The sequence below is a fragment of the Chryseobacterium sp. 27AL genome, assembly GCF_057815395.1.
Window position 1 is genome coordinate 12,906 of sequence record NZ_JBYRIW010000013.1, and the last position, 25,437, is coordinate 38,342.

A 25,437-nucleotide genomic window follows, 5' to 3' on the forward strand; every position below is an offset into this window, starting at 1 on the left:
ATTTTTTGAAAATTATTTTTAAAAATTGCCGCATTTAATTACTTAAGTTTCTCCTGTAGCTATAATGTCTTCTATAAAATCCTTTGCAATTTTGCTTAAACCCAAGTGTTTTTTAATTTTAATTTAAAATCAATCATTTTAATATTACATTTGTTTTTTAAAGAATTCTGAGAAATGAAAAACATTTTATCTAAAAGTATTGTAGGGTTGAGCCTGGCCATAAGCCTTGCTTCCTGCAAAAAATCTGATTCGCCTTTAACTAAAGTCACGCCTTCCAATTTAGATTCTATTGCTTCCAATTATTATGAGCAGTATCTGAAACTTTATCCGCTGGATGCTACTTCACAGGGAGACCTTAGATACAATGACCAGCTGCCCATCAATATCGACAAGGATTTTATTTCAGGGGAAGTTGCTTTTTACAATTCAGTGCAGAAACAGCTTGAAAATGTTGATTATAAAAATCTTTCAGATGACGATAAAGTAGTGTATGATGTGCTGGATTTCACATTAAAAGATAAAATTCAGGCCTATGCTTATCATCCTGAATATATTCCGTTTACACAATTTGGCGGGCTTCCGCTGAATTTTCCGTTGTATGGAAGCGGAGAAGGAAGTCAGCCATTCAAAACAGAGAAAGATTACAGCGACTGGCTCAAAAGGATGGAAAAATTTCCTGACTGGATGAATGCTGCTACCGATAACTTCCGTGAAGGCATTAACAATAAAATGGTTTTGCCTAAAAAATTGGTTGTAAAGATGATCCCGCAAATGAGAGCCGAGGAAATTACCACCACTGATTTAGAAAAGAATATTTTCTACGGACCAATCAGAAAGTTCCCGAAAGATTTTACAAAAGAACAGAAAGAAAGATTTTCAAAACTTTATAAGGATGCCATTACACAGAAAATTATACCCGCTTATACCAAGATGGGCAATTTTTTAGAAAAAGAATATTTGCCTAAAGCAAGAGATACAGACGGCTACAACAGCTTACCAAACGGAAAGGAAATCTATCAGTATTATACAAAAAGCTGGACAACGACCAACAAATCTCCCGAAGAAATCAATAAAATAGGTCTTCAGCAAGTCGCTATGCTCCGTTCTGAAATGGAAAAAGTAAAACAGCAGGTTGGCTTTACAGGAACGTTGGAAGAATTTATCAGCTATGTAAAAACAGATCAGAAAGCAATGCCTTATAAAACATCAAAAGAGGTTTTGGATGCTTTTAATGGGATATTAACTAAAATTACTCCAAAGCTGAAAACCATGTTTTCCGTGACGCCGAAAACTAAATTTGAGATCAGACAGACAGAAAAATTCAGGGAAGCCAGTGCGAGTGCAGAATACATTCAGGGAACTCCGGACGGAAAGAGGCCGGGAATATTCTATGTTCCGCTTCCGGATCCTACAAAATTCAATGTCACTTCCGGGATGGAATCTCTCTTCCTGCATGAAGCGATTCCGGGGCATCACTATCAGGTTTCTCTTCAACAGGAAAATACCAAGCTTCCTAAATTCATGAGATTCGGATGGTTTGGGGCATATGGTGAAGGCTGGGCACATTACTGTGAAACGTTAGGTCCTGAATTCGGCCTGTATACAGATCCTTATCAGAAAATGGGTTACTTAAGTGATCAGATGCTGAGAGCCGTGCGACTGGTGGTAGACACCGGTTTGCATACGGGAAGAATGACACGGGAAGAGGCCATCAAATATTTCTTAAGCAATATTTCTTACGATGAAGCTGGCGCTACCGCAGAAGTTGAACGCTATATGGCAATGCCCGGACAAGCGTTGGGATATAAAATCGGATCGTTGAGAATCCGTGAGCTGAGAGATAAATATCAGAATGAACTGGGAAGCAAATTCAGTTTAGCTAAATTTCACGATGAAGTTCTAAGTCAGGGATGCCTTCCTTTGGATGTTTTAAACAGGAAAATGGAGCTTTGGGCAAAAAAACAGAAATGATGAAAGTAACCCTGTTTATCTATAAACTTGTTTTAAACTCATTTCAGAATTAACCGCAAAAGTCACAAAAGATAATTATAACATAATGAATAGTATATTCAAAGTTTTCAAAAGAATAAAAATCGAAGATTTTTTAAGCTATTGTGACCTTTCTCATTTGCAGTCGTCGATTTAAATATAAGTTAACTCTTCTTTTGTGGTTATATAAAACACTAAACAGACTTTATAAAAAGGTTAAATTTCAATCAAATCATCCGTGAAAAGTGGCCGCTACAGGTTTCTGAATATTCTGATGGCTCGTAAAAATTAATGCTGATAAACCGTTCAATTTATCCGCATAATTTTCCAAAGTTATCAGCATAAATTGGAAGATTTATCCATATAATTTTTCGGCAACAGGAAAACAACAGAAGAAAAACCATCAGAAAAGCCGATGAACAGAGGGTTGCGAGCATCTGCTCTAATTAATTCCGGATAGTAAAAAATTAGTCATTTTTATGTCGGTTTTTTCAGCAAATTTTCACTTTAGGCCAGGCTTTTATTTAACTTAAATACAAAAAGAAAAAAAATGTTTACACTAGAACAAATTGAAAATGCGCACAGCAAAGTAAAATCAGGAGCAGATTTCCCAAATTACATTAAAGAAATTAAAAGATTAGGCGTAAAATCTTTTGAAACCTGGGTAAAAGACAGCCATACCGAATATATCGGTGAAAATAGATTTACAACAAATTCACAGCCTCAATATGAAGATTTAGTGATTGCTGATGATTGTAATAAAGAAAAGTTTGTTCAACAGCTTAAAAGTCATCAAAAAGGTGAAACGGATTATATGACATTTTGTAAAGACTGCGCAGAAAACGGCATAGAGAAATGGTTCGTAGACCTGGATAATTTTACCTGTATTTATTATGATAAAGCAGGAAATGAAATGCTGACGGAAGAAATTCCTCATTAAAATATTGAAGCCACAGATTAGTTTTTGTGGCTTTTTTGTGAATATTCTTTAATTTTATCTCAAATTCATAAAGAAATCATGATGACAGCAAGCCTACAATCACTTTTCACCAGAGATTTGAATAAATTAAAAACAGAAATCGAATCGTATCAAAACGAAGAAACCATCTGGAAAACCGATAAAAACATCTCGAATTCTGCAGGAAACCTTTGTCTTCATCTGGTCGGAAATCTTAATAATTATATTGGTGCTGAACTTGGAAATTCTGGCTATATAAGAAACAGAGAACTTGAATTTTCATTAAAAGATGTTCCGAGAACCGAATTGATTCAGCAGATCGAGAGAACTATCGAAGTTGTAAATTCATCACTTGAAAGATTATCCCCAGAAGATATTCAGAAAAAATATCCGTCTGAACCTTTAGGCTATGAAATGACGACAGGCTATTTCCTGATTCATTTGTATGGGCATTTGAGCTATCATTTGGGACAGATTAATTATCATCGCAGATTGCTTGACGTGTAGTGATTTAATCTTTAAACCAGCCGTTTAAATTTTCCTTAAAATTATCCACTCCTCCAAAAGAGGGGAATTTATTCCGCTATATTTATTTTTCAAATAACATTTTGGTAATAAAGTCTTTTTCCCCTTTTCCTCGGGCCGGCGAATATTCTCTTCCATAAAAAATGATCTGAAGATGAAGCTTATTCCAGACACTTTCCGGCCATATGGCTTTCGCATCTTTTTCGGTTTCTACGACGTTCTTTCCGGAAGTAAGTTTCCATTGCTTCATCAAACGATGAATGTGCGTATCGACCGGAAAAGCAGGAAATCCGAAGCCCTGGCTCATGACTACTGAAGCCGTTTTATGACCAACTCCGGGAAGTGCTTCCAATTCTTCGTAGGTTTGCGGTACTGCTCCATTGTGCCTTTCCAGCAGCAATTCGGCCATTCTTTTCAGGTTTCTGGCTTTTGTATTTGACAATCCTATTTCTTTGATGAGCTCCCTGATCTCTTCCACTTCCAGTTTTGCCATTTTTTCAGGGGTTCCGGCTACCCTAAATAACTCCGGAGTCACCTGATTCACTTTTTTATCAGTTGTCTGAGCAGAAAGCGCTACAGCGACCATCAATGTATAAGGATCGGTATGATCTAGCGGAATCGGAACTTCAGGATATAATTTTTCTAATTCTGTCTGAACAAGCTTGGCTCTTTGCTTTTTTGTCATGTAACCATTAAATTTGAACAAAAATAATCATTATGCTGAAAGTTGGAGATAAATTACCTCAATTTGAAGGAACAAATCAGGATGGAGAAACAGTAAGTTCTGAAAAACTCATCGGAAAGAAACTTGTAATTTTCTTTTATCCTCAGGCCAATACTCCTACGTGTACGGTGGAAGCCTGCAACCTGAGTGACAATTATTCTAAATTGGAGAAAGCAGGATTTCAATTATTGGGAATCAGTGGTGATTCTGTAAAAAAGCAGAAGAATTTTCATAGTAAATTTGCCTTACCATACGATCTTATTGCGGATGAAAGCCATGAAATTTTAGAAAAATTCGGGGTATGGCAGGAGAAGAAGACATTCGGAAAAACCTATATGGGAATTGTGCGAACTACTTTTATATTTGATGAGAAAGGAATCTGCGAACGAGTGATTGAGAAGGTAACTTCAAAAACGGCTGCTGAACAGATTTTGGAAGGATAAGCCAAACACAAATTGCTCAAATGTTTTTCACTAATCTCTCAAACACTTGTGTTATTTAGTGAAAACATTTGTGAGATTCGTTTTTAATCAGGAGTTTCATAATACATCAATTCTTCCGGATCTCCCGGAATGGTAACAAATTTCTGGAATTTTAACCCTAACTTTTCAATTAACTTTTGAGAAGAAAAATTATTCTTGGTAGTAATCGCTGAGATTTTCTGTAGGCCAAAATCATTCATTCCGACCGATTTTATCTTTAAAGCAGCTTCGTAAGCGTATCCTTTTCCTTCGAATTCTTCAAGAAGAGAAAAGCCGATATCTACAACATCGAGTCCGTCTCTTTCAAATATTCCGACACCACCAATTTTGTGTCCGCCTTCCTTTGTCACGATCAGGTAATTTCCGTAGCCTAATTTCTCAAACTGAGGAAGGAATCTGCGTTGGATATAATTTTCGGCATCAGAAACCGATCTTATGTAGCGATCACCGATATATTTAATGAAACTTGGCCTGTTGTAAAGATCCAGAATAAATGCTGCATCTTCTACGTTCATCGGACGAAGAATCAGCCGTTCTGTTTCGTAAAATCTATCTGCGTTTTGCAGGTTTTCTTGATTTTTTAGGCTCATCTTTTGGTTCTTCTTTTTGTTCAAGTTTTAAAAGCCTCGGATTGTTGGTGCATTTCTTATTGTAAAGTTCAATATATGCTCCGTTATCTTTAACATTTGAGATACTTTCCGCTGGTTTACCGATTGTTAGCGTAAAATGTTTCTTTTGATAAGGACATTCTTTTGAGGTCAGCTTTCCAAGATCAAGGTAATAATTGGATTTATCTTCATAATAATTTGCTGCCAGATCTCTGAATTCTTCATCAATAATATACCCTTCAGTTGATGCAAAAACTGCTGCATCCTGAATATTATCTACTTTTCCTACAAACTTTTTCAGCGCATTCAGATCAGTAATATATTCCGGTTTTCCGGATGAAAAGTCTACAATATAGTAGAATTCATCTTCTTCAGCAATGCCGATATTGAATCCTGAGGACTGGGTTTCATATTCTTTTTTAGCCCCGGCTTCTCTGAGAATATTATCTTTTCCATAGCTTTTATGAACCAAAATCCATGAATCTGTTTTAGTATTTGGGCTTATTTTGCTTAAAATCACCGGAATTCCAGGGAGCTGCTTTTTCTCCTGAGCATATAAAAATATTCCGGATAAAACAAAAACGAATATAGCGAGTTGGTCTCTAAGTCTTATCATATTTAAAAGAACGCAGATGTCTCATGATTATTTTACATGAATTTGTCTCCTTTTTTAAAGTTTTTGAGATCGAGTACATAATCCTTTATCAGCTGGTCATGCTCTTTCGGGCAGATAAGCAATACTTTGTCCGTATCTACAACAATAAAATCTTTCAATGAATCGATAATAACCGCTTTATTCGTGTTTTTGATGTTGATAATATTGCCTTCCGAATTGTATGTTAAAATATGCTTTTGATTAGCTGCATTCCTGTTTTCGTCTTTAGCCGTGTTTTCATAAACTGAAGTCCATGTCCCAAGATCGCTCCAGCCGAGGTCTGCAGGAATTACGTAAACATTTTTTGCTTTTTCCAAGATCCCGTTATCAATAGAAATTTTTTGCACTTTGGGGTAGATCAGTTCGATACAGCTTTTTTCACTTTCTGCATTGTACTCACAGGCCATAAAATGCTGGGTCATTTCAGGAAGGTACTTTTCGAAAGCATGATGAATCGATTTTACATTCCAGATAAAAATTCCGGCATTCCACAAAAAGTCTCCACTTTCCAGGAAGCTTTTTGCAAGTTCCAGCATTGGTTTTTCTGTAAAAGTTTTTACTTTATAATAGTCAGAATCATGCTTATCTACAAACTGAATATATCCGTATCCCGTGTCTGGTCTTGTAGGCGTAATTCCTAACGTAACAAGATATTCATTTTTAGCAGCAATATCAAAAGCCAATTCCACTTTTTGAAGGAAAATTTCTTCTTTCAAAATGAGGTGATCTGCCGGCAAAACGATCATCGTAGCATCAGGATCAATTTCGGCAATTTTATTGGCCATGTAAAGATTACAGGGTGCCGTATTTTTCAGCAACGGTTCACCCACAATATTCTCCTGCGGAATTTCCGGTAACTGCTGATGAGAAAGCTCGACATATTCTGTATTGGTAATGACAAATATATTTTCATCAGGAATGATTTTACTGATCCGGTCATAGGTTTGCTGGATCATCGTGCGCCCGACTCCTAAAATATCCTGGAATTGCTTCGGAAATTTCTGCGTACTCAAAGGCCAGAATCTGCTTCCGATTCCTCCCGCCATAATCACGCAATATCTATTTGATTTTGACATTATTAAGTGCATTTTTCTACCCTTGCCAAAGGCTTGAAAGAGTACTTCCTTCCTGTAGCCAGGTTCTTACAAAGATAGTTTTTTTTAATAAGACCTTCCAATAAATACTTTTCATTGCGGTAAATGAAGAAATCTCCTTTTTGCAGTTTTTCAATAAATACAAGATTATCATCCTGTTTTTCAATATGAAAATATTTAACAAGATCCGGGCTTGCCATGAAATTGGCTTTAGGTGATTTCGAAAACTTTATAATGATCGGCCTTAGATCTTCTTCATATACGTTAATGCTTTGAAGGAGCATTTGCCGGAAAGTTTCTTTCCATTCATTGCCGTGCGGAGAAATTCTTCTTCCATACTTTTCAAAGGCAATAAGATGGGCCAGCTCGTGGGTAAGTACAAAAAAGAAAAGCTGTGGAACGAGAGTAGAATTTATGGTAATCTCATGGGAATTATCCGGCAGTTTGCGGTAATCTCCCAATTTTGAATCCCTGTTTCTTGTAATTTTTATATGAATATAATAATCTGCAAACCAGATCTTTAAATATTGAAGTGTATGCGGTGGTAAATATTTTTCTAATGATTGAATAGACATTTTACAAACTTAGTGGAATTCCTGCATAGAAATTCAACAATTTAAGACTGAAAAGATAATTATATTTTGCCTGTGCTACCGTTCCCTGGGCATTGGCGTAGTTGTTTCTTGCAATATTCACATCATAGATCGTAGATCTTCCTGCGGCATAGCTTTTATCTGCAAAGTCAAGTGCGAGCTTTGTGCTTTTCTCGGTCTGAACTGCTGATAAATAAATTTCATAGTTTGCGTCTACATCAAACTGAGCTTTCTGAACATTTTCACGAACTGCCTGCTTCTGTTGCTGCATGTTGACTTTAGCAATACTTTCATTCAGTTTTGATTGCTCTACCTGAAGTTTCGTAATGCCTTTATTGAAGATAGGAATATTAAGTGAAAGTCCCACATTCTGTCCAAACTGATCGCTATATTGATTAAAAAAAGTTCCTTGTACAACACCTGGCAGTTCATTAAATTGCTTATTGTAGAAAGTGTTAAGACCAGCGCTAGCTGTTAATGTAGGCCAGAATGCAGTTTTACTAACCTCAGTCTGTGCTTCGGCAGATCTTATCCTGCTTTCAGCTGCTTTTATCTGCGGTTGTGTTTCGTAAGCCGTTGTTAAAACCTCATCGACAGATTTCAACTGTGGAGCAAGCTGATCCGGTACATTAACATCTTCCACATCAAAATCTTTATATTCCTGAAGCTGAAGCAACTGAGCGAGTGCAAATAAACTTCTTCCTACATTAATTTCGGCTGTTTTCAGATTTTGCTTTTCTCTTGCAAGACCTGCTTCTGCCTCTGCTAAAACGGTTTGAGCCGTAGTTCCTACTTCTGTCGTAATTTTTGATCTGTCGTATTGCTTCTGAGCATTTTCAACTGCTGCCTGTGAAATTTTTACAATTTCCTTATTCAGTAAAGTTGTCAGATATTGCTGAGCAATCTGAAGAGAAATATCATTTTTAATTGTTTCTATGTCATATTGACTTGCTTCTACATCAAATTCCGTTTTTCTGACGGTTTTTTCAAGTCTTCCGTTGTTATAAACCAACATATCCGCACCAAGACCGACACTGTTATTGAATCTGTCGTTCCTGTAACTTCCCGCTCCTAATGATCCCTGTCCGAAGCTTACGCTGTTTCCAACGTTTGCAGATACAGATGGGAGATAGTTTCTCTTCGCAATTTTCAGATTGAGATCCTGCATTTGTTTTGAATATTCATTTTGGATCACCTGAAGATTATGTTTAGTCGCATAATCCACACATTCTCTCAAAGACCACTTCTTCTGGGCACTGACAGCCAGACAAGATAATCCCAAAATAATAGTCAAAACTCTTTTCATAATTACGATTTTTACTATTAGACGAACCAAATATAAAAAAGTTACAACTTGAAAAAATTATTGTTTCATATTTCTGAAACTTTTGAGAATTTTGCACCATGACAACTGCACAATATCAGGAAGCTGTAGAATGGCTATTCGTACAGGCTCCGAATTATCAGATCGACGGACAGAAGGCATACAAACCAGGATTGGATAATATCAGAAAGCTTTGTGAATTCTTCGGCAATCCTCAGGAAAAAATAAAATCCGTACATATAGGAGGAACCAACGGAAAAGGATCTACAAGCAACATGCTGGCTTCCGTTCTACAGGAGTCGGAATATAAAGTCGGAATCTATAATTCACCGCATCTTATTGATTTTACAGAACGTATAAAAATTAACGGTAAAAACTGCGATAAAGAATTTGTCTTTCAATTCATCCAAAAGCTGAAAAAACTGCCTGAAGAGATAAGGCCCTCTTTTTTTGAATTTACCACGATCATGGCGCTTGAATATTTTTATCAGCAACAGGTTGATATTGCAATCATTGAAGTTGGCTTAGGTGGCAGACTGGATTCGACAAATATCATCAATCCTTTAGTTTCAGCGATTACCAATGTTCAGCTTGATCATCAGAATATTTTGGGGAATACCATTGAAGAAATTGCAGGTGAAAAGGCAGGAATTATAAAAACCAACGTTCCCATTATCTCAGGAGATGAAAATGAAGTGGTAAAAACCATCATTAAAGATAAAGCAGAAAAAGAAAATGCCACTTTTATTGATGCCACTTCAATAAAATCTGATTTAAAATCTGATTTAAAAGGAAATTATCAGGAGAAAAATATCCGGGTTGTTTTAGCATTAATTGAAGAATTACAAAAATTGAATTTCAATATTTCCGACGAACATATTGAAAAAGGTCTTTTAAATGTTCATCGCAATACCGGTTTTATCGGCCGCTGGTTTGAGTTTTCTCAAAGTCCGCTCACCATTTGTGATACCGCACACAACCAGGCCGGCCTGGAATATGTTTTTGCACAATTAAATTCCATCAATAAGCATAAACATATTATTTTAGGTTTTGTGAATGACAAGAAAATAGATGAAGTCATTAAAATTTTACCGGAAGATGCCGAATTTTATTTTGCAAAACCGTCTATTCACCGGGGCAGATTCCCTCAAGAGTATGAAGATCTGCTGAAGGAAGCAAAAATTTCTTATACAATTTTGAATTCCGTACAGGAAGCCTATCTGTCTGCAAAAGAGAAATGTACAAAAGAAGAAATGATTTTTATCGGCGGAAGTAATTTTGTTGTCGGAGAATTTTTAGAAAAAAATTTGGAGATTTCCGAATAAGTCGTATATTTGCACCACTCTAATCGAGGAAACAACGATAAAGAGGGTTCTTAGCTCAGTTGGTTCAGAGCATCTGGTTTACACCCAGAGGGTCGGGGGTTCGAATCCCTCAGGACCCACAGAAAAGGAACGAAACCTTTCAAAAAAATTCGGGTTCTTAGCTCAGTTGGTTCAGAGCATCTGGTTTACACCCAGAGGGTCGGGGGTTCGAATCCCTCAGGACCCACAGAAATCTCTCTTTCTCAAGGGAGATTTTTTATTTTTATACCTTATATCTTTTTCAAACAAATTATTAAATTTGCCTACCCAATCCAAATATTAAATCCGTTATGGACATTTTAATGTCAAAAAAAGAAATACTTCGCAGGCTGAACAGCATCCGTATAAAACCTGCAGGCCTGAAACCCAGAAAATATGGTGTTTCAGTGAAATACTTTACCGGCACATCAGATATCCCGGAAAAAAGGGTAGATTATGAACTTACCATAACACTCGATTTAAAAGATTACAAAGGAATTTTAACAGTCGGCAAAGAATCTGTCTTCTATAATCAGCATGAACCCGACGGGATGAGCGAAATATTGGGAAATGCCGTTTCAAAGGCTTTATATCCGCTTCAAACCTACCTCAATGAAAAAGGGCTTTCTACTCATGAAATTATTAATATTGCAGAAATAAGGGATCGTTGGGAAAAGGAAAAAACAAAACTATCCGACAAGTATTGCAGTAATGATTTAGAAACATTTTTTAAAACTGTCGACAATAAAATAAATAACCCGGCCGAAGTAGAAAAAAGCCTGCATAACGACTGGTTCTGGAATCTTTTTTTTCATCCAAAATTCATTGATTACGGAGATACCCGAAGCACTTCAACAGCTCTTTTCTTATCTGTTATCCCCTATCAGCCCCCGGTAAGATTTCCGGGCCTACAGACCATTCAGAAAATACCAACAGACTATCATTCTTTTATTATTGAGTTTCAAAGCGAAGAACTTCCCGCTGAATCCTTTTTTATTTCAGGCATGGCAGAAAAAACAGAAGGATGGATGTCTTTAAAAGTAATTTTTGATCTTGATATTTATCATCATTTCCCTATGCATATCCGTGCTTATTTTGAAGTATATACAAAAGACCTTAACGGTAATAAACACACTGTTAAAAAAATACAATATACACAATACCATCAGAATACATCGTATTTTTCCACTTTAAAACTAGATCAGGATAGCCCGTTTATTACCGGAGGAATGGTTGTTTCCGAAAAAAATAAGTGGGGTTTTTATAAAAACGAATATGAAAACGACTGGTAGCCCATTTAAATAAAAAACACTAATTTTACATACCACACAAAATTATTAATATGTCTCAGAAAGAAAAAGTAGTACAGGGCGCCTTGTGCCAATGTCAGTTTGGTACTACCCCGGACAAATTAAAAGTACTTACCCAGCAAAAATATTTCGTAAATGACCTCAACGGCAGCAGCAAACTTGTTGCTACTCACAAAGATACCGGAGCTACTTTTGAAAAAAACACTTTCGGATCATGCAAAAAACAAAACAATGCTCCATGCTCTGCTATTGTCACAGAGTGGAGCGGATATTATAAAAAAGAAAAATATTCACCGCCCGACGGCTATATTCTGCTGGAAGACAGTAAAGCCACCTGCCCTATCGGCGGTAAGGATTGCATTATCATTATTAAGACCGGACAAATCGGGGAACCAACAAAGAAAAGCATTAAAAATGCAGATAATGAGCTGCAGTCTCATGCAAATCCACTGGTCAATATGAAGAATTTTGACGGAGATGAACCTTATAAATTCGGCTTTTAAAGATGGGAACAGCAGGAATAAAAAAAGCGCTCATCAAAGAGCCGAAACAGAACGTAAAACAATACGGATCCGGATTCATTGTAGAACTGGGGCATTCCCAAAATTCTTTTACAGTTTATCTCGACAAAACTTGTTTGGGACCGGGTACCCGAAATCCTCAGAATACAATAAATACTGTAAAATGGCTTCTGATCCGCGAGCATATCTGGCAGGCCTACAAAGCTCTGTATCCGCAATTAGGACCCAATGATTTTTTTCAGACGGTAAAAACCCAGGATCATAAAATTCTTGAAGGAAATAATAAAGAGATTAGCGTTTCAGATATCAAAACAGGCGCCGGAAATATCGGGGTAATCCATCTGCTGATTCCCTACAGTGTTTATCCTGAAACCGGCGCAACAGAAGCGATAAGAGTTGTAGCTTTAGACAAGCCTCAGGTTCTTTACTGTCACTTCAAATTTCCTAAGGGCGGTTATATTCCTCTGCAGGACACGGAAAAGAAAGCAGCTTATGGACAAACGGTGGAAGTGGAAATTTACACTCATCTTTTTCCTGATTTTAACAACAGATTAGACAAATTTGTTTTTGACGTTGAATTGATGAATAAAGGAAAAGCCGTTGCCATACAGAAAAATGTTGAAATAACCAATCCGGGACAGTTTGTTTATAACGGAAGAAAAACCGTCAGATTCTTTCTCGATCCGGAATGGCAGAAAAATCATAACGCACAAAAGCAGGACGAAAAATTTTACCTGAAACTGAAAGGAAGTATCGGCTATACCGCTCCTGTTTTGATTTCTGCTGATGCAGTACGCCCTACCGGTGAATACGATTCTGAAAAAGCCGTCACCGACTGGGCCAGGCTTGAGAACGGAAAATGGGTATACAATACTTCCCGGGAATTATTGGTCCCTTATGATACAATAAGCTCTCTTTTCGGTCAGTTTGAGGTCCAGAAAAACAATCAGATACAGTATATTGGTGACATCCGTTATACAAAACGGGAGTATGACCCTTGCGGTTATTCAAAAATTTCAATAAAAGATGACGACGATGCAGACAGATCTCCGCTGGTAATTTTTGATGAAGAGGATACCGTAAACCCTATCGACCGTACCAGTCAGACATTTAGTATATTAGCTGGTGACACCCGAAAAAACATTTCGATTACTTTAGATAAATTATCGACAAAAGATGTCTTCTGCCACGGCCTTCTTTTAGATGAAGGACAAAAGCATACATTACAGACCAATGTATTTCAGGTCGAAAAAGTATATGCTGCACAACGAGATCGATCAGGATTTAATACCCAGGAAGATAAAACGCACCAGCAGCAGCAGGAAAATGCAGGAATTGTAACGACTGACCAGAATAAAAATGACAGAGATGTCATAAGAACTGAAAAATCTTATAATCCCTCTGCCGTACAGCATTGGCAGGCGGGTGTAGATTACAAATTTCAGGGAGACAATAAAATTATACTGATGCTTCCTTACCATTTTAACAAAACCTTTTTGGAAGGAAATAAATATAATGTTGCACCAGCTGTAGCCAATCTCCTGTGGCTTTTTAATTATTTCATTTTAAAAGAGGATATGGCACAAACCTATTTTCTGCCCGTAAGTACGTGCCGTTACCCCAATCAGATTGCCAGAATAAAAGTATTTCCTAATGTAAGCTGGACAATCAATCTGAATTATGGCATGAAAAACCCTTTATATTACCGGGATACCTGGGTAGAGATGCGCCAGCACAGAGTAAATGATGCGGTAAATAAAGCACAGGCAGCTGATATTGATGGTTCTGACGGCACCGTGGAAACAAAATTCAGTCTTTCGGTAGAAGCCAAATGGAACGGAACGGAAACAGCCAAACTGGACCAGAAATTAGCTGAAAATATTAAAATTCTTATCGGAAGGTTTATTAAAATAAAACAATTCGTGGACAATGTCACAGGAAGAGACCGCGGGCGCTCTACCTCGGGAATGTCGGAAAGTATGATGGCGAGGGTTCGCAGGACACCATTAACAATTGAGGTTCTATCTCCTCAAATTGCAATTGGCGCCGGCTGGGAATACAAATTCGGACGGAAAGAAAAAAATGAAGACCATATTTTAGTTCCTACGATCGGGCTTGTAGCAAAAGCAGATCCCTTCATCGGTGCTGAAGCAACGATTGACCTGATTGCCTGGGGAAAAAAGCTTCATCCTGCCGCTCAGGCCGTTATTACAGCGCTCGATCTTATGGCATATGCTGCGAATGCGGAAGTCCGTTTTGATCTTAAATTTTATGGCAAACTTATTGTTCAGGGCAATATTGAACTAAGCCGGCTAAAAAAGGAAGGAGAATTAAAAGCTGAAGGCCAGTTTGGCTTTAGCCTGACTTTATCTGCAAAAGCAACAGGAAAAGTAAAAGCGGTAATTTACGAAGCAGATTTTGATTTTGAAGCGAAAGCCGAAGGCAAAGGCTATTTTTCATTAGGACTTGCTGCGGGCTGGGACGATAATCAAGGAATTTATGTACAGCCGGTTGTAAGGCATTCGGGAATTAAAGTAACTTTAACGTATAAAGCAAAATTCGGAAGTGTAGAAAGAGAAACCACCGACGAATTTGTCATTATTAAAGAAGGTAAAGCAGACGTCGATCAAAAATTCTATTTAAATGACTAAAAGAAGTATAAAATTCATTTTGGTAGCCATATCATGTTTCAGCTACAGCTGTTCTCAGAACAAAAATGAAAAAAAAGATCATATCTCTCAAGCAAAAACAGAAAACAACATGACCTCACAGATAGCACAACAAGTAAATTCATTTGCGACCAGACCTTATTACAGTGTAGATTTTGACAACGGCGACAGTGGATGCCAATTTGAAATACTTGTGAATGATGTTCCGGTGGCGAAAAAGATAGGCATTAAAGGAGCAATGACCTCTTCTGCGCCTATCAACTCCTGTATATTACAGAGCGGCAAACAAAAGATTACCGTAAAACTTTATCCTAATGTAGGGAAAGACAAGATCACTACTTCAGATAAGAACGCTTCTCCCTTTAATCTTTCAGTCACCTACAGAAAAGATGCCTGGAATCACAATGACATCAGTGAAGTTACTGTTTTTCAGCTTCCTGCAGTCGCCATCCCCGAGTCCGGACTTCCTTATTTTGAAAAAGAATTTGAATTTGACGCTGAAGTTCCTTATCGTTTTGAAGGATGGCAGACTTCCAAAGATTTAACAAAAGTTTCTGATATAAAGCAAAAAGTGATGAATAAATATGAGGAAATTAAAAAACTTCTGGAAGCTAAAAATTATACGGCTTTTGCCAAAATGAAAAACAAAAAAGATATAGAAATGAATACTTCCTTTTACTTAAAACCCGATGAAGCAGCCGAAGGAGATGCTTTTGAAAGAGAAGCTTTTACGGAAAAAAATGCGGAAGTTCAGCCTCTTACAAATGCTAAAGTTGTTTTTTACGGAAACGGAAGATTGGTTACATTAGAAAATACAGACGACAGGGGTTCTGCCTTAAGGACCAAGATAAAACATATAGCTGCAGACGGAAAAGTGAAAGAGGAAGTCATTAAATTTCCGATATTATTTCATATTCCCAAAAATTCGGAAGAGCTTGAAATTATACGTTAAAAAAATAACATCTTGGAAAACAGTAGAAAACCTGACTTTTTAGTCAATCTCTTTTTCATTTCTTTCACCTTAATCCTGCTTACATTGGGAACAGGAGGAATTGTCTACAGTCTGGGTAAATTAGGCAAAAACTTCACATTGCTTTTTACGGGTCAGAAAACTACAGGAAAAATTGTCGGCTATTCAGGAAGTTATACCAGAAACAACCAGGGAAACCCTACAAAAATGTATACTCCGGTGATACAGTATGCTGATCACCAAAATACAGTTCGCAGCATTGAAACAGAATACAGCAGCAGCGGAAAAGAAAGCCGTGATGAAGTGACGGTCTATTATGATCCTGAAAAACCATCAAAAGCAATACGTGGTGGTTTTATGAATATTTTTTTCTGGCCTTTCCTTATATTCTGCTTCTCGCTTTTAGCCTTATCAATCGGTGGTTATCTTGGCAGAGGTTTATTAGAAGGCTTAAAACGGGATAAATTATGAAATATTACAGTACTTTTTCAACAATTTTTTGTACAGTCAGCTCTTCCAGGCAGGCCCAGTCTCCACGAAAGCATTCTTTGTCTCCAAAAACCGAACAAGGCCTACACGTAAGATCTTTCACCTGAACCACATCGTTTTCGCTTTGTCCAAAACCTAAAAATCCGGCATAAGGATGGGTTTGCCCCCAAACGGAAACACACCTTGTTCCCACCAGACTCGCCAGATGCATATTCGCCGAATCCATAGAAATCATAATTTCTAATTTTGAAATCTGATCCAGCTCTTCGGTAAGGCTTAATCTGCCCGCAAGGCTTTTCGTATTAGGAATTTCCTTTTCCCATTTTTCCAGTATTTCGGTTTCTGTTTTTCCGCCACCAAAAAAATAGATGGTATGGTTTGGGGCTAAAATCCTTGCCAGCTCATAAGATTTTTCCAGAGGTAACATTTTTCCTTTATGCTGGGCGAATGGCGCAAAACCAATACCTGATTTAGAGATCACTTTAGGTCTTAATTGATGAGATAAATCAACCTTAAAACCCATTTTGCGAAAAACATCGGCATAACGTTCTACTGTTCTTTTTAACTGGTTTTTATTAAGATTCCAAATGTCTGTTAAATGTTCTTTTTCTTCTTTTCCTTTATTAATTTTGAAAACCTTTAATCCTTTTCTGCGATAGATTTTATCAAGAATTTTTGTTCTGATCACATCATGAAGATTGGCAATAAGGTCAGGATGAAACTCGCTGATCAACTCATTGGCAAGCCTTGTTAAACCAAAGAAACCTTTATAATCATCAAGGTTAACACCTTTAAATATAACATTCGGAATATCAGCAAATAAAGCTTCAAAATTACTTCTGGAAACCATAATGATTTCCACATCAGGATTTTGCTCAAGAAATTCCCGGAATACAGGTGCCGTCATTGCAACATCACCAAAAGCAGAAAAACGATATGCTAAAATTCTTGTCACAATTACGACTTTAGTTGGTAGGCAACCGCGTAAAATTTAATTTGTTTAGTCATAGCCATTAATCCATTCGCTCTGGAAGGAGAAAGAAACTCCTGCAAGCCGATTTCCGAAATAAAATCAAAATCAGAATCCAAAATCTCCTTTGTAGAATGGCCGCTGTAAATACTTACCAGAAGAGAAACAATTCCTTTTGGCAAAATCCCATCAGAATCAGCCTTGAAGAATAGCTTACCATCCTTAAATTCAGCATCGATCCAGACTTTGCTCTGGCAGCCTTTAATCAGATTTTCATCCGTTTTCTTGTCTTCAGAAAGGCCCTTAAGTTCTTTCCCCAGATCTATAATGTATTCATATTTCTGTTCCCAATCGTCAAGAAAAGCAAATTTATCGATTATTTCCTGCTGTTTTTCTTTAATGGTCATTGTAAATAATTCTTTCTGCAAAGATAATAAATTATGTTTAGGCCTAAGGTGGTTAAAATCACAATAAAAACAATTGACTCACTGCTTATTGTCTAAAAACCTGCGAGGACAAAATCTTTTCGAAAAGCTTCAGCAGTTTTACCTCTTCATTTTCCCAGCACAGCAGATCAGCTGCTTTTTCCAGCTCGGCCTGGTAATTTTTTCTCCCTTTTCTTAAAACTGAACGGAGCGCCTCTGCAATATTTTCAGGATGATGATTCTCAATAATTTCACCGACATAAAATTGCCGTTTAATATTCTGCATTTCAGGAAGATCAGAAAGAATTAACGGAACACGGGCCTGAATGCAATCTAAAACTTTATTAGGAAGTGAATAATAATAACTTTCTCCTCCGTTTTCCTCGATGCTCATCCCGCAGTCAGCGGTAAGGGTAATCTTCCGGAGATCCTCTGGTAGAAGTTTTCCCAAGAATAAGACTTTATCCTGAAGATTTTCTTTAAAAACAAGCTCTTCATATTCCTTTTTCTTCGGTCCGTCTCCTGCAATTTTAAAGATCACATGATCAAGATGATGCATAGCCAGAATTGCTTTATCGATGCCACGAAAAGGATTTATAACACCCTGATATAAAATTATCTTAGGATTATTTTCTGGAATATTGACATCAAAATCCAGTTTTTTTGGCGCATTTTGAATAACGGTCGCCTGTACGCCATAACGATTGCTAAACCATATTGCATAACCTGCGCTTGCCGTAATCATAAATTTAATATTCGGAATAACTGCTTTTTCAAGATAACGCCAGATTTTTTGTGACATTTTGCCCTGAATTGCCGGCATTTCGGAAAAAATTTCATGACTGTCAAAAACCATGGGAATATCCAGTTTTTTAGCAATTAAATAATTCGGGAGTAGCGCATCAAGATCATTGGCATACAGAATCGTATTTTTATCAGCTCTTTTTTTCAATTCCCTGTACAATTTCCAGTTGAACTCAAAATAGGCAGTTTTTAAACTTTTCGAAATAAGCTTTATTCTTGAAACTACATAGGGTCTGGATAATTCTTCTTCCCCACCCCAGTTATTTCCTATCAATTCAATGATATAGCCGTTATCGTGAAGAGTTCTGCAAATCTTTTCAATACGCTGATCTGTGTAAAGATTGCTGAATGCGGAAACCACAATTTTCTTTCTGCTCATTTTTTGCTTTTGTCCGCCAGAAGATGATAGATTTGTATAAAACAGATCAGTCCGTTTGGAATAATTACGGGCCACAGCATTCCGCTGAAAATGCCATAAATGACAAAACAGATGCATCCTATCATATTGACAATCCTGATCTTTCTGATGTCTTTAAGAATAAAACTCAGCACGATAAAAAGCGATGCGGAATATCCGATATAAGTAGCAATTTCGGGGTTCATTAGCGAAATTTAAAGGATCACAAACATAATCATTTTCAGGAAGATAATAAAATTTTTTCTGCCATAAAGTCATTTATTGGTTTTTGGTAAAATATTTGTAATTTAGATAATGGATAAATGGCAATGCTGCCTTTATTCTAATGAGATATATTATGGATTATAAGTTTTCACAAGGTTTGAGCCAAGTGTTCAAACAAAGCAAAAGCGAAGCGAAAAGGCTGAAAAGTGAATTTCTTAATACAGAACATCTACTTTTAGGTATTATAAAAACGGAAAACTCTGCAAAAGAAATCCTTCAAAACCTTAATGCGGATTTAACACAGATCAGAAGAAAAATTGAAACTTTAAATACAGCAAGTCTTAATCCTATATCTGAGGAGGTTACCAATATTTCTTTCACGAAAATGGCAGATCATGCCGTGAAGCGTGCAGAACTGGAATGCAGACAATATAAAAGCAATGAGATTAATACCGTTCATCTGCTTTTGGGCATTCTTTACAAATATGAGGATCCTACTGCCAATATTTTAGGAGCGTACGACATCGACTATGAAGGAGTTTCAAGAGAATATCAGACGATGCTGAAAAATTCCGGTCAATCTCCACAGATGAGTGCCTATGACGATGATGATGAAAGAGAGGAATTTGAACAGATGAGAAAGCCTACAGGTAATCTTGGATCTGCAAAAAGTAAAACACCTACACTGGATAACTTCGGTAGAGACCTTACTTCTTTGGCAAGAGACGGAAAATTAGATCCTGTTATCGGCCGTGAAAAAGAAATTGAAAGAGTTTCTCAAATCTTATCCCGTAGAAAGAAAAATAACCCGCTTCTTATCGGAGAACCGGGAGTTGGTAAATCTGCGATTGCGGAAGGTCTAGCACTGAGAATTCAGCAGAAAAAAGTATCCAGAGTTCTTTACGGAAAACGTGTTATTACTTTGGATCTTGCAAGTCTGGTTGCCGGAACAAAATACCGTGGACAGTTTGAGGAAAGAATGAAAGCGATCATGACCGAGCTTGAAAAAAACAGAGATGTAATTTTGTTTATTGATGAGCTTCACACGATTGTTGGGGCAGGAAGTTCTACCGGAAGTCTGGATGCTTCAAATATGTTTAAACCCGCCTTGGCAAGAGGTGAGATTCAATGCATCGGAGCGACCACTTTGGATGAATACCGTCAGTATATCGAAAAAGACGGCGCTTTGGAAAGAAGGTTCCAGAAAGTAATGGTAGAGCCTACTTCTATTGATGAAACCATTCAGATTTTAAATCAGATTAAAGATAAATACGAAGAGCATCACAACGTAATTTATACGCCTGAAGCTATTGCAGCCTGTGTTAATCTGACATCAAGATATATTACTGACCGTTTCTTACCGGACAAAGCAATTGACGCGATGGACGAAGCAGGATCACGTGTTTATATCAAAAACATGAAAGTGCCTACCGAAATCATTGATTTTGAAAAGAAAATCGAAGAGATTAAGGAATTAAAACAAAAAGCGGTAAAAGCGCAGGATTATCTGGAAGCCAGAAAGTTGAAAGATGAAGAAGAAAGACTTCAGATGGAATTAAATTCGGCGCAGGATAAATGGGATAAAGATGTTAAAGAGAAAAAAGAAACCGTAACGGAAGAAAATGTGGCTGAAGTGGTTTCTATGATGAGTGGTGTTCCGGTAACGAAGGTAGGTAAAAACGAACTTGACAAACTGGCTGGAATGGACGGAAACCTCAACGGAAAGGTTATCGGACAGGAAGATGCCGTGAAAAAAGTTGTTAAGGCAATTCAAAGAAACAGAGCCGGTCTTAAAGATCCGAACCGACCTATTGGTACCTTTATTTTCTTAGGAACAACCGGTGTTGGTAAAACAGAGCTGGCTAAAGTAATGGCAAGAGAACTCTTCGATTCTGATGAAGCACTGATCAGAATTGATATGAGTGAATACATGGAAAAATTTGCGGTGTCAAGATTAGTGGGTGCGCCTCCGGGATACGTTGGTTATGAAGAAGGTGGACAATTAACAGAAGCCGTAAGAAGAAAACCTTATGCTGTGGTTCTTCTGGATGAGATTGAAAAAGCTCACCCTGACGTATTCAATATCTTGCTTCAGATTTTAGATGAAGGTCACGTTACCGATAGTTTAGGTAGAAAAATAGATTTCAGAAATACTATTATCATCCTTACTTCCAATATTGGAACCAGAGATCTTAAAGACTTCGGTGATGGTGTAGGATTCGGAACTTCTGCTAAAAAATCAAGTTCGGATACAAGAGCCAGAAGTACGATCGAAAATGCACTTAAAAAAGCATTTGCTCCAGAGTTCCTGAACAGAATTGATGATATCATTATCTTCAACTCTCTTGAACAGACTGATATCAAGAAAATTATTGATCTTGAACTTGGTAAATTGTATAGCCGACTTGAAAAATTAGGATATAAAGTTGAATTAACTGAAGCAGCAAAAGACTTTATTTCTGAAAAAGGTTGGGACAAAGATTTCGGAGCAAGACCATTAAAACGTGCTATCCAGAAATACATTGAAGACTTATTGGCTGAAATGCTGGTAAACAAACAACTGAATGAAGGAGAAACCGTAGTTCTTGATCTTAATGAAGCGAAAGACGGATTGGCAGGAAAAACTTCTAAACCAAAGAAGTCAGCCGCTGAAAAGTCTTCACAATCATAAATAAATTGATTTAATTTTTATAAAAAGCACCGGGAATTTTCTCGGTGCTTTTTGTTTTTAATTTATATTGGAATCTATAAATACAATATAAAAATAACTTAAAGCCCAACCACAAAACCAATACTTGGAACCAGCCCTGTTGAGAAAATACTTGAATTTTCTTTCCATAAGACATTATACATCAAGCCGATCTGCATGAAAGAATTATTACCGATTCTCTGCATGTATCCTCCACCAAGGTATAATGCATCTTCGTCTGTATTCATTTTAAAGTCGTAATATTTATCTTTATAATTGATAAAATAATGCTGATAATTAGCACTTACATAAAATGATCTTGCAAAATAATAATTAACAAAAGGTCCTACCCCAAACATTGTAGATCGATAGAAATCGGAAGTCTGCCATGAGACACTTCCTGCAATTCCACCTTCCAGATCATTCGTAAGTCTGTAACCTACTCTTGGTGAAACAGATAAATAGAATGTACTCTGACTGCCGAAACCAACACCAATTCCGCCACCGAAAGTCCAGCGGTTATTGTTTTCCGGTGAAGTTCCCACAGCAACCTGTGAATATAGCAAGCCGGAAGCGGACAGAAATAAAGGAATAATAAACTTTTTCATATTACTATTGTTTTTGTCGATGTTTAAAATTATAACTTTTTTGCGAATCTTTTTAATCGTATTTTTGCCGCATCAAACTAAGAACTCCCGTTAAGAGTTTCGTAAAATTGAATATAATGAAAATAGTAGTAGGCCTCTCCGGAGGTGTAGATTCAAGTGTGGCGGCTTATTTGCTGCAACAGCAGGGCCATGAAGTAGTAGCCTTGTTTATGAGAAACTGGAATGATGCTTCAGTAACGTTAGAGGACGAATGCCCGTGGATTGAGGACAGTAATGATGCCTTAATGGTCGCTCAAAAGCTTGGAATTCCTTTTCAGGTAATCGATATGAGTGATCTTTACAAAGAAAGAATTGTAGATTACATGTTCGATGAATATCAGAAAGGAAGGACACCCAATCCTGATGTTCTATGCAACCGGGAAGTAAAATTCGATGTTTTCCTGAAAACGGCACTGTCACTGGGAGCAGATAAAGTAGCCACAGGACATTATGCCAGAGTAGATTCTACATTTGATGAAAACGGTAAGGAAACTTTCCATCTTTTGGCTGGAAAAGATAACAATAAAGACCAGTCGTACTTTTTATGTCAGCTTAGCCAGGAGCAACTCTCTAAAGCACTATTTCCTATTGGTGAATTGACGAAACCTCAGGTAAGGGAAATCGCCAAGGAAATTGGATTGGTAACCGCTGACAAAAAAGATTCCCAAGGATTATGTTTCATCGGTAAAGTAAGCCTTCCTCAATTTCTTCAGCAGCAATTGGTTCCCAAAGAAGGTGAAATTGTAGAAATTTTTAAAGATTCTCCGCTTTTTACACAAGAAAAACCACAATTTTCTTCAAAACAGGAAGAACTTGAATTCTTAAGTCAGAAAATAAATTATAGAAAATCCGACGGAAAAGTTATCGGAAAGCATCAGGGTGCTCAATTTTTTACGATCGGACAAAGTAAAGGATTAGGTATAGGCGGACATAAAGAAAGCTGTTTTATCATTTCCCGCGATATGGAAAACAACATTCTGTTTGTAGGAGAAGGTCATCAATTCCCGGGATTGCTGAAAAAAGCTTTAAAAATCGACAATTCTGAATTGCATTGGGTACGTAAAGATCTGCAGCTAAAAAACGGTGAATCGATGGAAGTTATGGCAAGATTTAGATACAGACAGCCTTTACAGAAAGCAACTTTATATCAGTTTGAAGATGCTTTTTATATTGAATTTGAAGAGCTGCAGTCTGCCATTGCGGAAGGACAGTTTGCGGCGTGGTATAACGGAGAAGAACTGTTGGGAAGCGGCGTTATTTCATAAAAGAAAATTTTGTAACATATTTTGAATTGTTATACTTACTCTATAAATAACAATAAAAAATCATTATGAAAACGATCTTAGAAAACAATTATTCCTACACACAACAATTAATTATTGCCCTTGTATCAACTTTTTTCGGATATCATCTTTATCAGGAAATTGTTACTCCGGAAAAATCACAGCTTACGTTAAGCATTATGCTGGTTGTCATTACGTATTTCCTGATCAATAAATTTGGAAATCAATCAGAAAAAAATAAAATCTAATTATTATCTATAAAACCCGGAGCATTTTGTTTCGGGTTTTTAACTTAAATAATAAAGAAATTTCATCCGCCAGCGTCATTATCTCAAGGATAAAAGATAGTAAGGAAAAGCTTAAAAATCCAGAATACAAGCTCCATGAATTGCATTTTATAAGTACGTGTATTAGTTTTAATCAGGAGCCGATTGCCCTTTTCGAAATTTTTCAGAAAGCCGGTAGGAAAACATTCATCACTGATTCCGTGAGTTTTCCTATAGACAGTGAAGAGATCCCATCATCAATCGTAAAACAACTTGAAGATACCGAAGCTAATCGTATCGATTATAAATAAATAATTTCCAGCTGATGGTTTTTTTGTTGAACGTTAATAGATAAATATTGGTTTAAATTCTTTGTCCAATTAACTTACCAGCCAGTCTTTAAAGTCTTTAACTCTTTCGCGGCTTACCGTGATTTCTTCTTTAGGCTGAAATTCGAGCTCTACCTTATAATTCGGCGAAGTATGAATATTTTTGATGTAATCTGAATTAATAATAAACTGCCGGTTTACCCTGAAAAATTTCCGCTCATCCAGAATATCTTCAAGCTCATCCAGGGTAAAATCTGAAGGAAAAGCACGTTCCTGAGTTTGCAGATAAACAATTTTATTTTCACTGAAAAAACAGCTTATTTCGTGTGTCTGCACAATTTTCAGATTATAACCTATTTTGACCAGGATTCTCGAAAGTGTAGTCTTATCTTTCTTAATTAATTGCTTAATTTCCTGTGAATTAACAGCGCTATCCGAAGGGATGAAAGATTTAAATTTTTCAATGGCCACAGCCAAATCCTCATCTAAAATTGGTTTTAAAAGATAATCAATGCTGTTTAGTTTGAATGCTTTCAGTGTGTACTGATCAAAAGCGGTGGTATAAATGATAAAGCCTTTTGTCGGAATTTTCTCAAAAATATCGAATGACAAACCGTCTCCCAGAACTATATCCGAAAAAATAAGCTGAGGATGCTCATTTTCAGAAAACCATGCAATTCCTTCTTCTACGGATTCTATTTTTGCCACCACTTCAATTTCAGGAAACTCATTAAGCATTCTTTCCAATTTCCTTGAAGCCGGTTTTTCGTCTTCGATAATGACTGTTTTTATCATTCTGAGCTTCTGATTTAGTTTTTTAATTTTGAATAAAAATAATCAAAACTTACCGGTTTTTAAAATTGAATCGGCTTTTTCGTATTTTTCATTTCCTTTTCGATGATATTTCTCTCCCATTCTGCATCAAAAATGAATAGTTTTACGGCTTTAACCGTCAGAATAATTCCCCAAATCGTCAGAATGATTGATCCGTCCCAAAGTGAAAAATTAAAAATTCCTTTTTCAAAAATATCGTCAAAGAAAAAGATGAAAGCGATAATTCCGAACCATAAAACGCTTTTGTAGAATTTTTTTAAATCGTGTACTCTTTGTTGTGCCTGATTGTAGTCCATTGTATTAATTTTTAAAGG

At 36.8% G+C, this 25,437-nt stretch carries 27 protein-coding genes and 2 tRNA genes; 16 read left to right on the forward strand and 13 right to left on the reverse strand.

Annotated elements, in window-relative coordinates:
* Positions 1-174: 174 nt before the first annotated feature.
* From AC3WV0_RS15060 to AC3WV0_RS15070, 3 genes are all read left to right on the forward strand, one after another.
* The gene (locus tag AC3WV0_RS15060; RefSeq protein ID WP_488846925.1) at positions 175-1,971 is read left to right on the forward strand and encodes a DUF885 domain-containing protein; all 1,797 of its coding nucleotides are present in this window, start codon (positions 175-177) and stop codon (positions 1,969-1,971) included.
* A gap of 568 nt (positions 1,972-2,539) precedes the next feature.
* Positions 2,540-2,929, forward strand: coding sequence for a DUF1398 domain-containing protein (locus tag AC3WV0_RS15065; RefSeq protein ID WP_488846926.1), 390 nt, complete (start codon positions 2,540-2,542; stop codon positions 2,927-2,929).
* Between the two features lie 78 nt (positions 2,930-3,007).
* A complete protein-coding gene (locus tag AC3WV0_RS15070; RefSeq protein ID WP_488846927.1) occupies positions 3,008-3,454 on the forward strand; it encodes a DinB family protein in 447 nt (148 codons plus the stop codon).
* Between the two features lie 82 nt (positions 3,455-3,536).
* On the opposite strand, the gene nth is transcribed toward AC3WV0_RS15070, so the two are convergent.
* The gene (nth, locus tag AC3WV0_RS15075) at positions 3,537-4,157 is read right to left on the reverse strand and encodes an endonuclease III (protein ID WP_488846928.1); all 621 of its coding nucleotides are present in this window, start codon (positions 4,155-4,157) and stop codon (positions 3,537-3,539) included.
* A 32-nt stretch (positions 4,158-4,189) separates the two neighbouring features.
* On the opposite strand from nth, the gene bcp reads away from it, so the two are divergent.
* A complete protein-coding gene (gene bcp / locus AC3WV0_RS15080) occupies positions 4,190-4,639 on the forward strand; it encodes a thioredoxin-dependent thiol peroxidase (RefSeq protein ID WP_488846929.1) in 450 nt (149 codons plus the stop codon).
* Positions 4,640-4,722: 83 nt separating this feature from the next.
* Here the strand turns inward: bcp and AC3WV0_RS15085 are convergent, their stop codons facing one another.
* The 5 genes from AC3WV0_RS15085 to AC3WV0_RS15105 are packed head-to-tail and all read right to left on the reverse strand — an operon-like array spanning position 4,723 to position 8,934.
* Positions 4,723-5,268, reverse strand: a complete 546-nt coding sequence (locus AC3WV0_RS15085; RefSeq protein WP_488846930.1) for a GNAT family N-acetyltransferase — start codon at positions 5,266-5,268, stop codon at positions 4,723-4,725.
* The gene (locus tag AC3WV0_RS15090; RefSeq protein ID WP_488846931.1) at positions 5,228-5,902 is read right to left on the reverse strand and encodes a hypothetical protein; all 675 of its coding nucleotides are present in this window, start codon (positions 5,900-5,902) and stop codon (positions 5,228-5,230) included. The genes AC3WV0_RS15085 and AC3WV0_RS15090 overlap by 41 nt, the downstream gene beginning before the upstream one ends.
* Before the next feature lie 32 nt (positions 5,903-5,934).
* Entirely contained in the window at positions 5,935-7,017 is a 1,083-nt protein-coding gene (locus AC3WV0_RS15095; RefSeq protein ID WP_488846932.1) for a mannose-1-phosphate guanylyltransferase, read from the reverse strand.
* A 2-nt stretch (positions 7,018-7,019) separates the two neighbouring features.
* On the reverse strand, positions 7,020-7,610 hold the full coding sequence (locus tag AC3WV0_RS15100) for a SprT-like domain-containing protein (RefSeq protein ID WP_488846933.1): 591 nt from the start codon (positions 7,608-7,610) through the stop codon (positions 7,020-7,022).
* 1 nt (position 7,611) lies between these two features.
* Positions 7,612-8,934 carry a TolC family protein gene (locus tag AC3WV0_RS15105; RefSeq protein ID WP_488846935.1) on the reverse strand — a complete coding sequence of 441 codons (1,323 nt, stop codon included), beginning with the start codon at positions 8,932-8,934 and terminating at the stop codon, positions 7,612-7,614.
* A 98-nt stretch (positions 8,935-9,032) separates the two neighbouring features.
* Between AC3WV0_RS15105 and AC3WV0_RS15110 the strand changes: the two genes are divergently transcribed.
* From AC3WV0_RS15110 to AC3WV0_RS15145, 8 genes are all read left to right on the forward strand, one after another.
* The gene (locus AC3WV0_RS15110) at positions 9,033-10,277 is read left to right on the forward strand and encodes a bifunctional folylpolyglutamate synthase/dihydrofolate synthase (RefSeq protein WP_488846936.1); all 1,245 of its coding nucleotides are present in this window, start codon (positions 9,033-9,035) and stop codon (positions 10,275-10,277) included.
* A gap of 44 nt (positions 10,278-10,321) precedes the next feature.
* A tRNA-Val gene (locus AC3WV0_RS15115) sits at positions 10,322-10,396 on the forward strand.
* A gap of 32 nt (positions 10,397-10,428) precedes the next feature.
* Positions 10,429-10,503 (forward strand) — tRNA-Val (locus AC3WV0_RS15120).
* Between the two features lie 103 nt (positions 10,504-10,606).
* Positions 10,607-11,587: a hypothetical protein gene (locus AC3WV0_RS15125; protein WP_488846937.1), complete on the forward strand. Its 981-nt coding sequence runs from the start codon at positions 10,607-10,609 to the stop codon at positions 11,585-11,587.
* A 50-nt stretch (positions 11,588-11,637) separates the two neighbouring features.
* A complete protein-coding gene (locus tag AC3WV0_RS15130) occupies positions 11,638-12,108 on the forward strand; it encodes a DUF4280 domain-containing protein (RefSeq protein ID WP_488846938.1) in 471 nt (156 codons plus the stop codon).
* A 2-nt stretch (positions 12,109-12,110) separates the two neighbouring features.
* Entirely contained in the window at positions 12,111-14,777 is a 2,667-nt protein-coding gene (locus AC3WV0_RS15135; protein WP_488846939.1) for a hypothetical protein, read from the forward strand.
* Positions 14,770-15,747 carry a hypothetical protein gene (locus tag AC3WV0_RS15140; RefSeq protein WP_488846940.1) on the forward strand — a complete coding sequence of 326 codons (978 nt, stop codon included), beginning with the start codon at positions 14,770-14,772 and terminating at the stop codon, positions 15,745-15,747. Before AC3WV0_RS15135 ends, AC3WV0_RS15140 begins: the two co-directional genes overlap by 8 nt.
* 12 nt (positions 15,748-15,759) lie before the next feature.
* A complete protein-coding gene (locus AC3WV0_RS15145) occupies positions 15,760-16,236 on the forward strand; it encodes a DUF3592 domain-containing protein (protein ID WP_488846941.1) in 477 nt (158 codons plus the stop codon).
* 4 nt (positions 16,237-16,240) lie between these two features.
* Here AC3WV0_RS15145 and AC3WV0_RS15150 read toward each other — a convergent pair whose 3' ends face one another.
* The 4 genes from AC3WV0_RS15150 to AC3WV0_RS15165 all read right to left on the reverse strand — a co-directional run bounded on the left by AC3WV0_RS15150 (position 16,241) and on the right by AC3WV0_RS15165 (position 19,056).
* A complete protein-coding gene (locus AC3WV0_RS15150; protein ID WP_488846942.1) occupies positions 16,241-17,209 on the reverse strand; it encodes a glycosyltransferase family 9 protein in 969 nt (322 codons plus the stop codon).
* A gap of 2 nt (positions 17,210-17,211) precedes the next feature.
* Positions 17,212-17,631 (reverse strand): SufE family protein, encoded by a 420-nt coding sequence (locus AC3WV0_RS15155; protein ID WP_488846997.1) that lies wholly within the window; start codon positions 17,629-17,631, stop codon positions 17,212-17,214.
* Positions 17,632-17,716: 85 nt separating this feature from the next.
* Positions 17,717-18,832, reverse strand: a complete 1,116-nt coding sequence (locus AC3WV0_RS15160; protein ID WP_488846943.1) for a glycosyltransferase — start codon at positions 18,830-18,832, stop codon at positions 17,717-17,719.
* On the reverse strand, positions 18,829-19,056 hold the full coding sequence (locus tag AC3WV0_RS15165) for a uroporphyrinogen decarboxylase (RefSeq protein ID WP_090001590.1): 228 nt from the start codon (positions 19,054-19,056) through the stop codon (positions 18,829-18,831). Before AC3WV0_RS15165 ends, AC3WV0_RS15160 begins: the two co-directional genes overlap by 4 nt.
* Before the next feature lie 152 nt (positions 19,057-19,208).
* Between AC3WV0_RS15165 and AC3WV0_RS15170 the strand changes: the two genes are divergently transcribed.
* Positions 19,209-21,746: an ATP-dependent Clp protease ATP-binding subunit gene (locus AC3WV0_RS15170; RefSeq protein ID WP_488846944.1), complete on the forward strand. Its 2,538-nt coding sequence runs from the start codon at positions 19,209-19,211 to the stop codon at positions 21,744-21,746.
* A 98-nt stretch (positions 21,747-21,844) separates the two neighbouring features.
* On the opposite strand, the gene AC3WV0_RS15175 is transcribed toward AC3WV0_RS15170, so the two are convergent.
* On the reverse strand, positions 21,845-22,372 hold the full coding sequence (locus AC3WV0_RS15175; RefSeq protein ID WP_488846945.1) for a hypothetical protein: 528 nt from the start codon (positions 22,370-22,372) through the stop codon (positions 21,845-21,847).
* 116 nt (positions 22,373-22,488) lie between these two features.
* Here AC3WV0_RS15175 and mnmA point away from each other — a divergent pair, with 116 nt between their 5' ends.
* The 3 genes from mnmA (at position 22,489) to AC3WV0_RS15190 (ending at position 24,271) form a co-directional block, all read left to right on the forward strand.
* The gene (mnmA, locus tag AC3WV0_RS15180) at positions 22,489-23,676 is read left to right on the forward strand and encodes a tRNA 2-thiouridine(34) synthase MnmA (RefSeq protein WP_488846946.1); all 1,188 of its coding nucleotides are present in this window, start codon (positions 22,489-22,491) and stop codon (positions 23,674-23,676) included.
* A gap of 65 nt (positions 23,677-23,741) precedes the next feature.
* Positions 23,742-23,942 (forward strand): hypothetical protein, encoded by a 201-nt coding sequence (locus AC3WV0_RS15185; RefSeq protein ID WP_488846948.1) that lies wholly within the window; start codon positions 23,742-23,744, stop codon positions 23,940-23,942.
* Between the two features lie 26 nt (positions 23,943-23,968).
* Entirely contained in the window at positions 23,969-24,271 is a 303-nt protein-coding gene (locus tag AC3WV0_RS15190) for a hypothetical protein (RefSeq protein WP_488846949.1), read from the forward strand.
* Positions 24,272-24,340: 69 nt separating this feature from the next.
* Here AC3WV0_RS15190 and AC3WV0_RS15195 read toward each other — a convergent pair whose 3' ends face one another.
* Together AC3WV0_RS15195 and AC3WV0_RS15200 are read right to left on the reverse strand one after the other, a co-directional pair.
* Entirely contained in the window at positions 24,341-25,084 is a 744-nt protein-coding gene (locus tag AC3WV0_RS15195; protein WP_488846950.1) for a LytR/AlgR family response regulator transcription factor, read from the reverse strand.
* A gap of 59 nt (positions 25,085-25,143) precedes the next feature.
* Entirely contained in the window at positions 25,144-25,419 is a 276-nt protein-coding gene (locus tag AC3WV0_RS15200; RefSeq protein WP_488846951.1) for a 2TM domain-containing protein, read from the reverse strand.
* Positions 25,420-25,437 lie beyond the last annotated feature (18 nt).

Bases quoted from the DNA above. Each gene is read 5' to 3' on its own strand.
- nth (WP_488846928.1), bottom strand. From the start codon at position 4,157: ATGACAAAAAAGCAAAGAGCCAAGCTTGTTCAGACAGAATTAGAAAAA.
- AC3WV0_RS15130 (WP_488846938.1), top strand. From the start codon at position 11,638: ATGTCTCAGAAAGAAAAAGTAGTACAGGGCGCCTTGTGCCAATGTCAG.
- AC3WV0_RS15135 (WP_488846939.1), top strand. From the start codon at position 12,111: ATGGGAACAGCAGGAATAAAAAAAGCGCTCATCAAAGAGCCGAAACAG.
- AC3WV0_RS15160 (WP_488846943.1), bottom strand. From the start codon at position 18,832: ATGAGCAGAAAGAAAATTGTGGTTTCCGCATTCAGCAATCTTTACACA.
- AC3WV0_RS15085 (WP_488846930.1), bottom strand. From the start codon at position 5,268: ATGAGCCTAAAAAATCAAGAAAACCTGCAAAACGCAGATAGATTTTAC.
- AC3WV0_RS15170 (WP_488846944.1), top strand. From the start codon at position 19,209: ATGGATTATAAGTTTTCACAAGGTTTGAGCCAAGTGTTCAAACAAAGC.
- AC3WV0_RS15060 (WP_488846925.1), top strand. From the start codon at position 175: ATGAAAAACATTTTATCTAAAAGTATTGTAGGGTTGAGCCTGGCCATA.
- bcp (WP_488846929.1), top strand. From the start codon at position 4,190: ATGCTGAAAGTTGGAGATAAATTACCTCAATTTGAAGGAACAAATCAG.
- AC3WV0_RS15195 (WP_488846950.1), bottom strand. From the start codon at position 25,084: ATGATAAAAACAGTCATTATCGAAGACGAAAAACCGGCTTCAAGGAAA.
- AC3WV0_RS15125 (WP_488846937.1), top strand. From the start codon at position 10,607: ATGGACATTTTAATGTCAAAAAAAGAAATACTTCGCAGGCTGAACAGC.
- AC3WV0_RS15200 (WP_488846951.1), bottom strand. From the start codon at position 25,419: ATGGACTACAATCAGGCACAACAAAGAGTACACGATTTAAAAAAATTC.
- AC3WV0_RS15070 (WP_488846927.1), top strand. From the start codon at position 3,008: ATGATGACAGCAAGCCTACAATCACTTTTCACCAGAGATTTGAATAAA.
- AC3WV0_RS15140 (WP_488846940.1), top strand. From the start codon at position 14,770: ATGACTAAAAGAAGTATAAAATTCATTTTGGTAGCCATATCATGTTTC.
- AC3WV0_RS15090 (WP_488846931.1), bottom strand. From the start codon at position 5,902: ATGATAAGACTTAGAGACCAACTCGCTATATTCGTTTTTGTTTTATCC.
- AC3WV0_RS15165 (WP_090001590.1), bottom strand. From the start codon at position 19,056: ATGAACCCCGAAATTGCTACTTATATCGGATATTCCGCATCGCTTTTT.
- mnmA (WP_488846946.1), top strand. From the start codon at position 22,489: ATGAAAATAGTAGTAGGCCTCTCCGGAGGTGTAGATTCAAGTGTGGCG.
- AC3WV0_RS15110 (WP_488846936.1), top strand. From the start codon at position 9,033: ATGACAACTGCACAATATCAGGAAGCTGTAGAATGGCTATTCGTACAG.
- AC3WV0_RS15155 (WP_488846997.1), bottom strand. From the start codon at position 17,631: ATGACCATTAAAGAAAAACAGCAGGAAATAATCGATAAATTTGCTTTT.
- AC3WV0_RS15095 (WP_488846932.1), bottom strand. From the start codon at position 7,017: ATGTCAAAATCAAATAGATATTGCGTGATTATGGCGGGAGGAATCGGA.
- AC3WV0_RS15065 (WP_488846926.1), top strand. From the start codon at position 2,540: ATGTTTACACTAGAACAAATTGAAAATGCGCACAGCAAAGTAAAATCA.
- AC3WV0_RS15175 (WP_488846945.1), bottom strand. From the start codon at position 22,372: ATGAAAAAGTTTATTATTCCTTTATTTCTGTCCGCTTCCGGCTTGCTA.
- AC3WV0_RS15105 (WP_488846935.1), bottom strand. From the start codon at position 8,934: ATGAAAAGAGTTTTGACTATTATTTTGGGATTATCTTGTCTGGCTGTC.
- AC3WV0_RS15185 (WP_488846948.1), top strand. From the start codon at position 23,742: ATGAAAACGATCTTAGAAAACAATTATTCCTACACACAACAATTAATT.
- AC3WV0_RS15100 (WP_488846933.1), bottom strand. From the start codon at position 7,610: ATGTCTATTCAATCATTAGAAAAATATTTACCACCGCATACACTTCAA.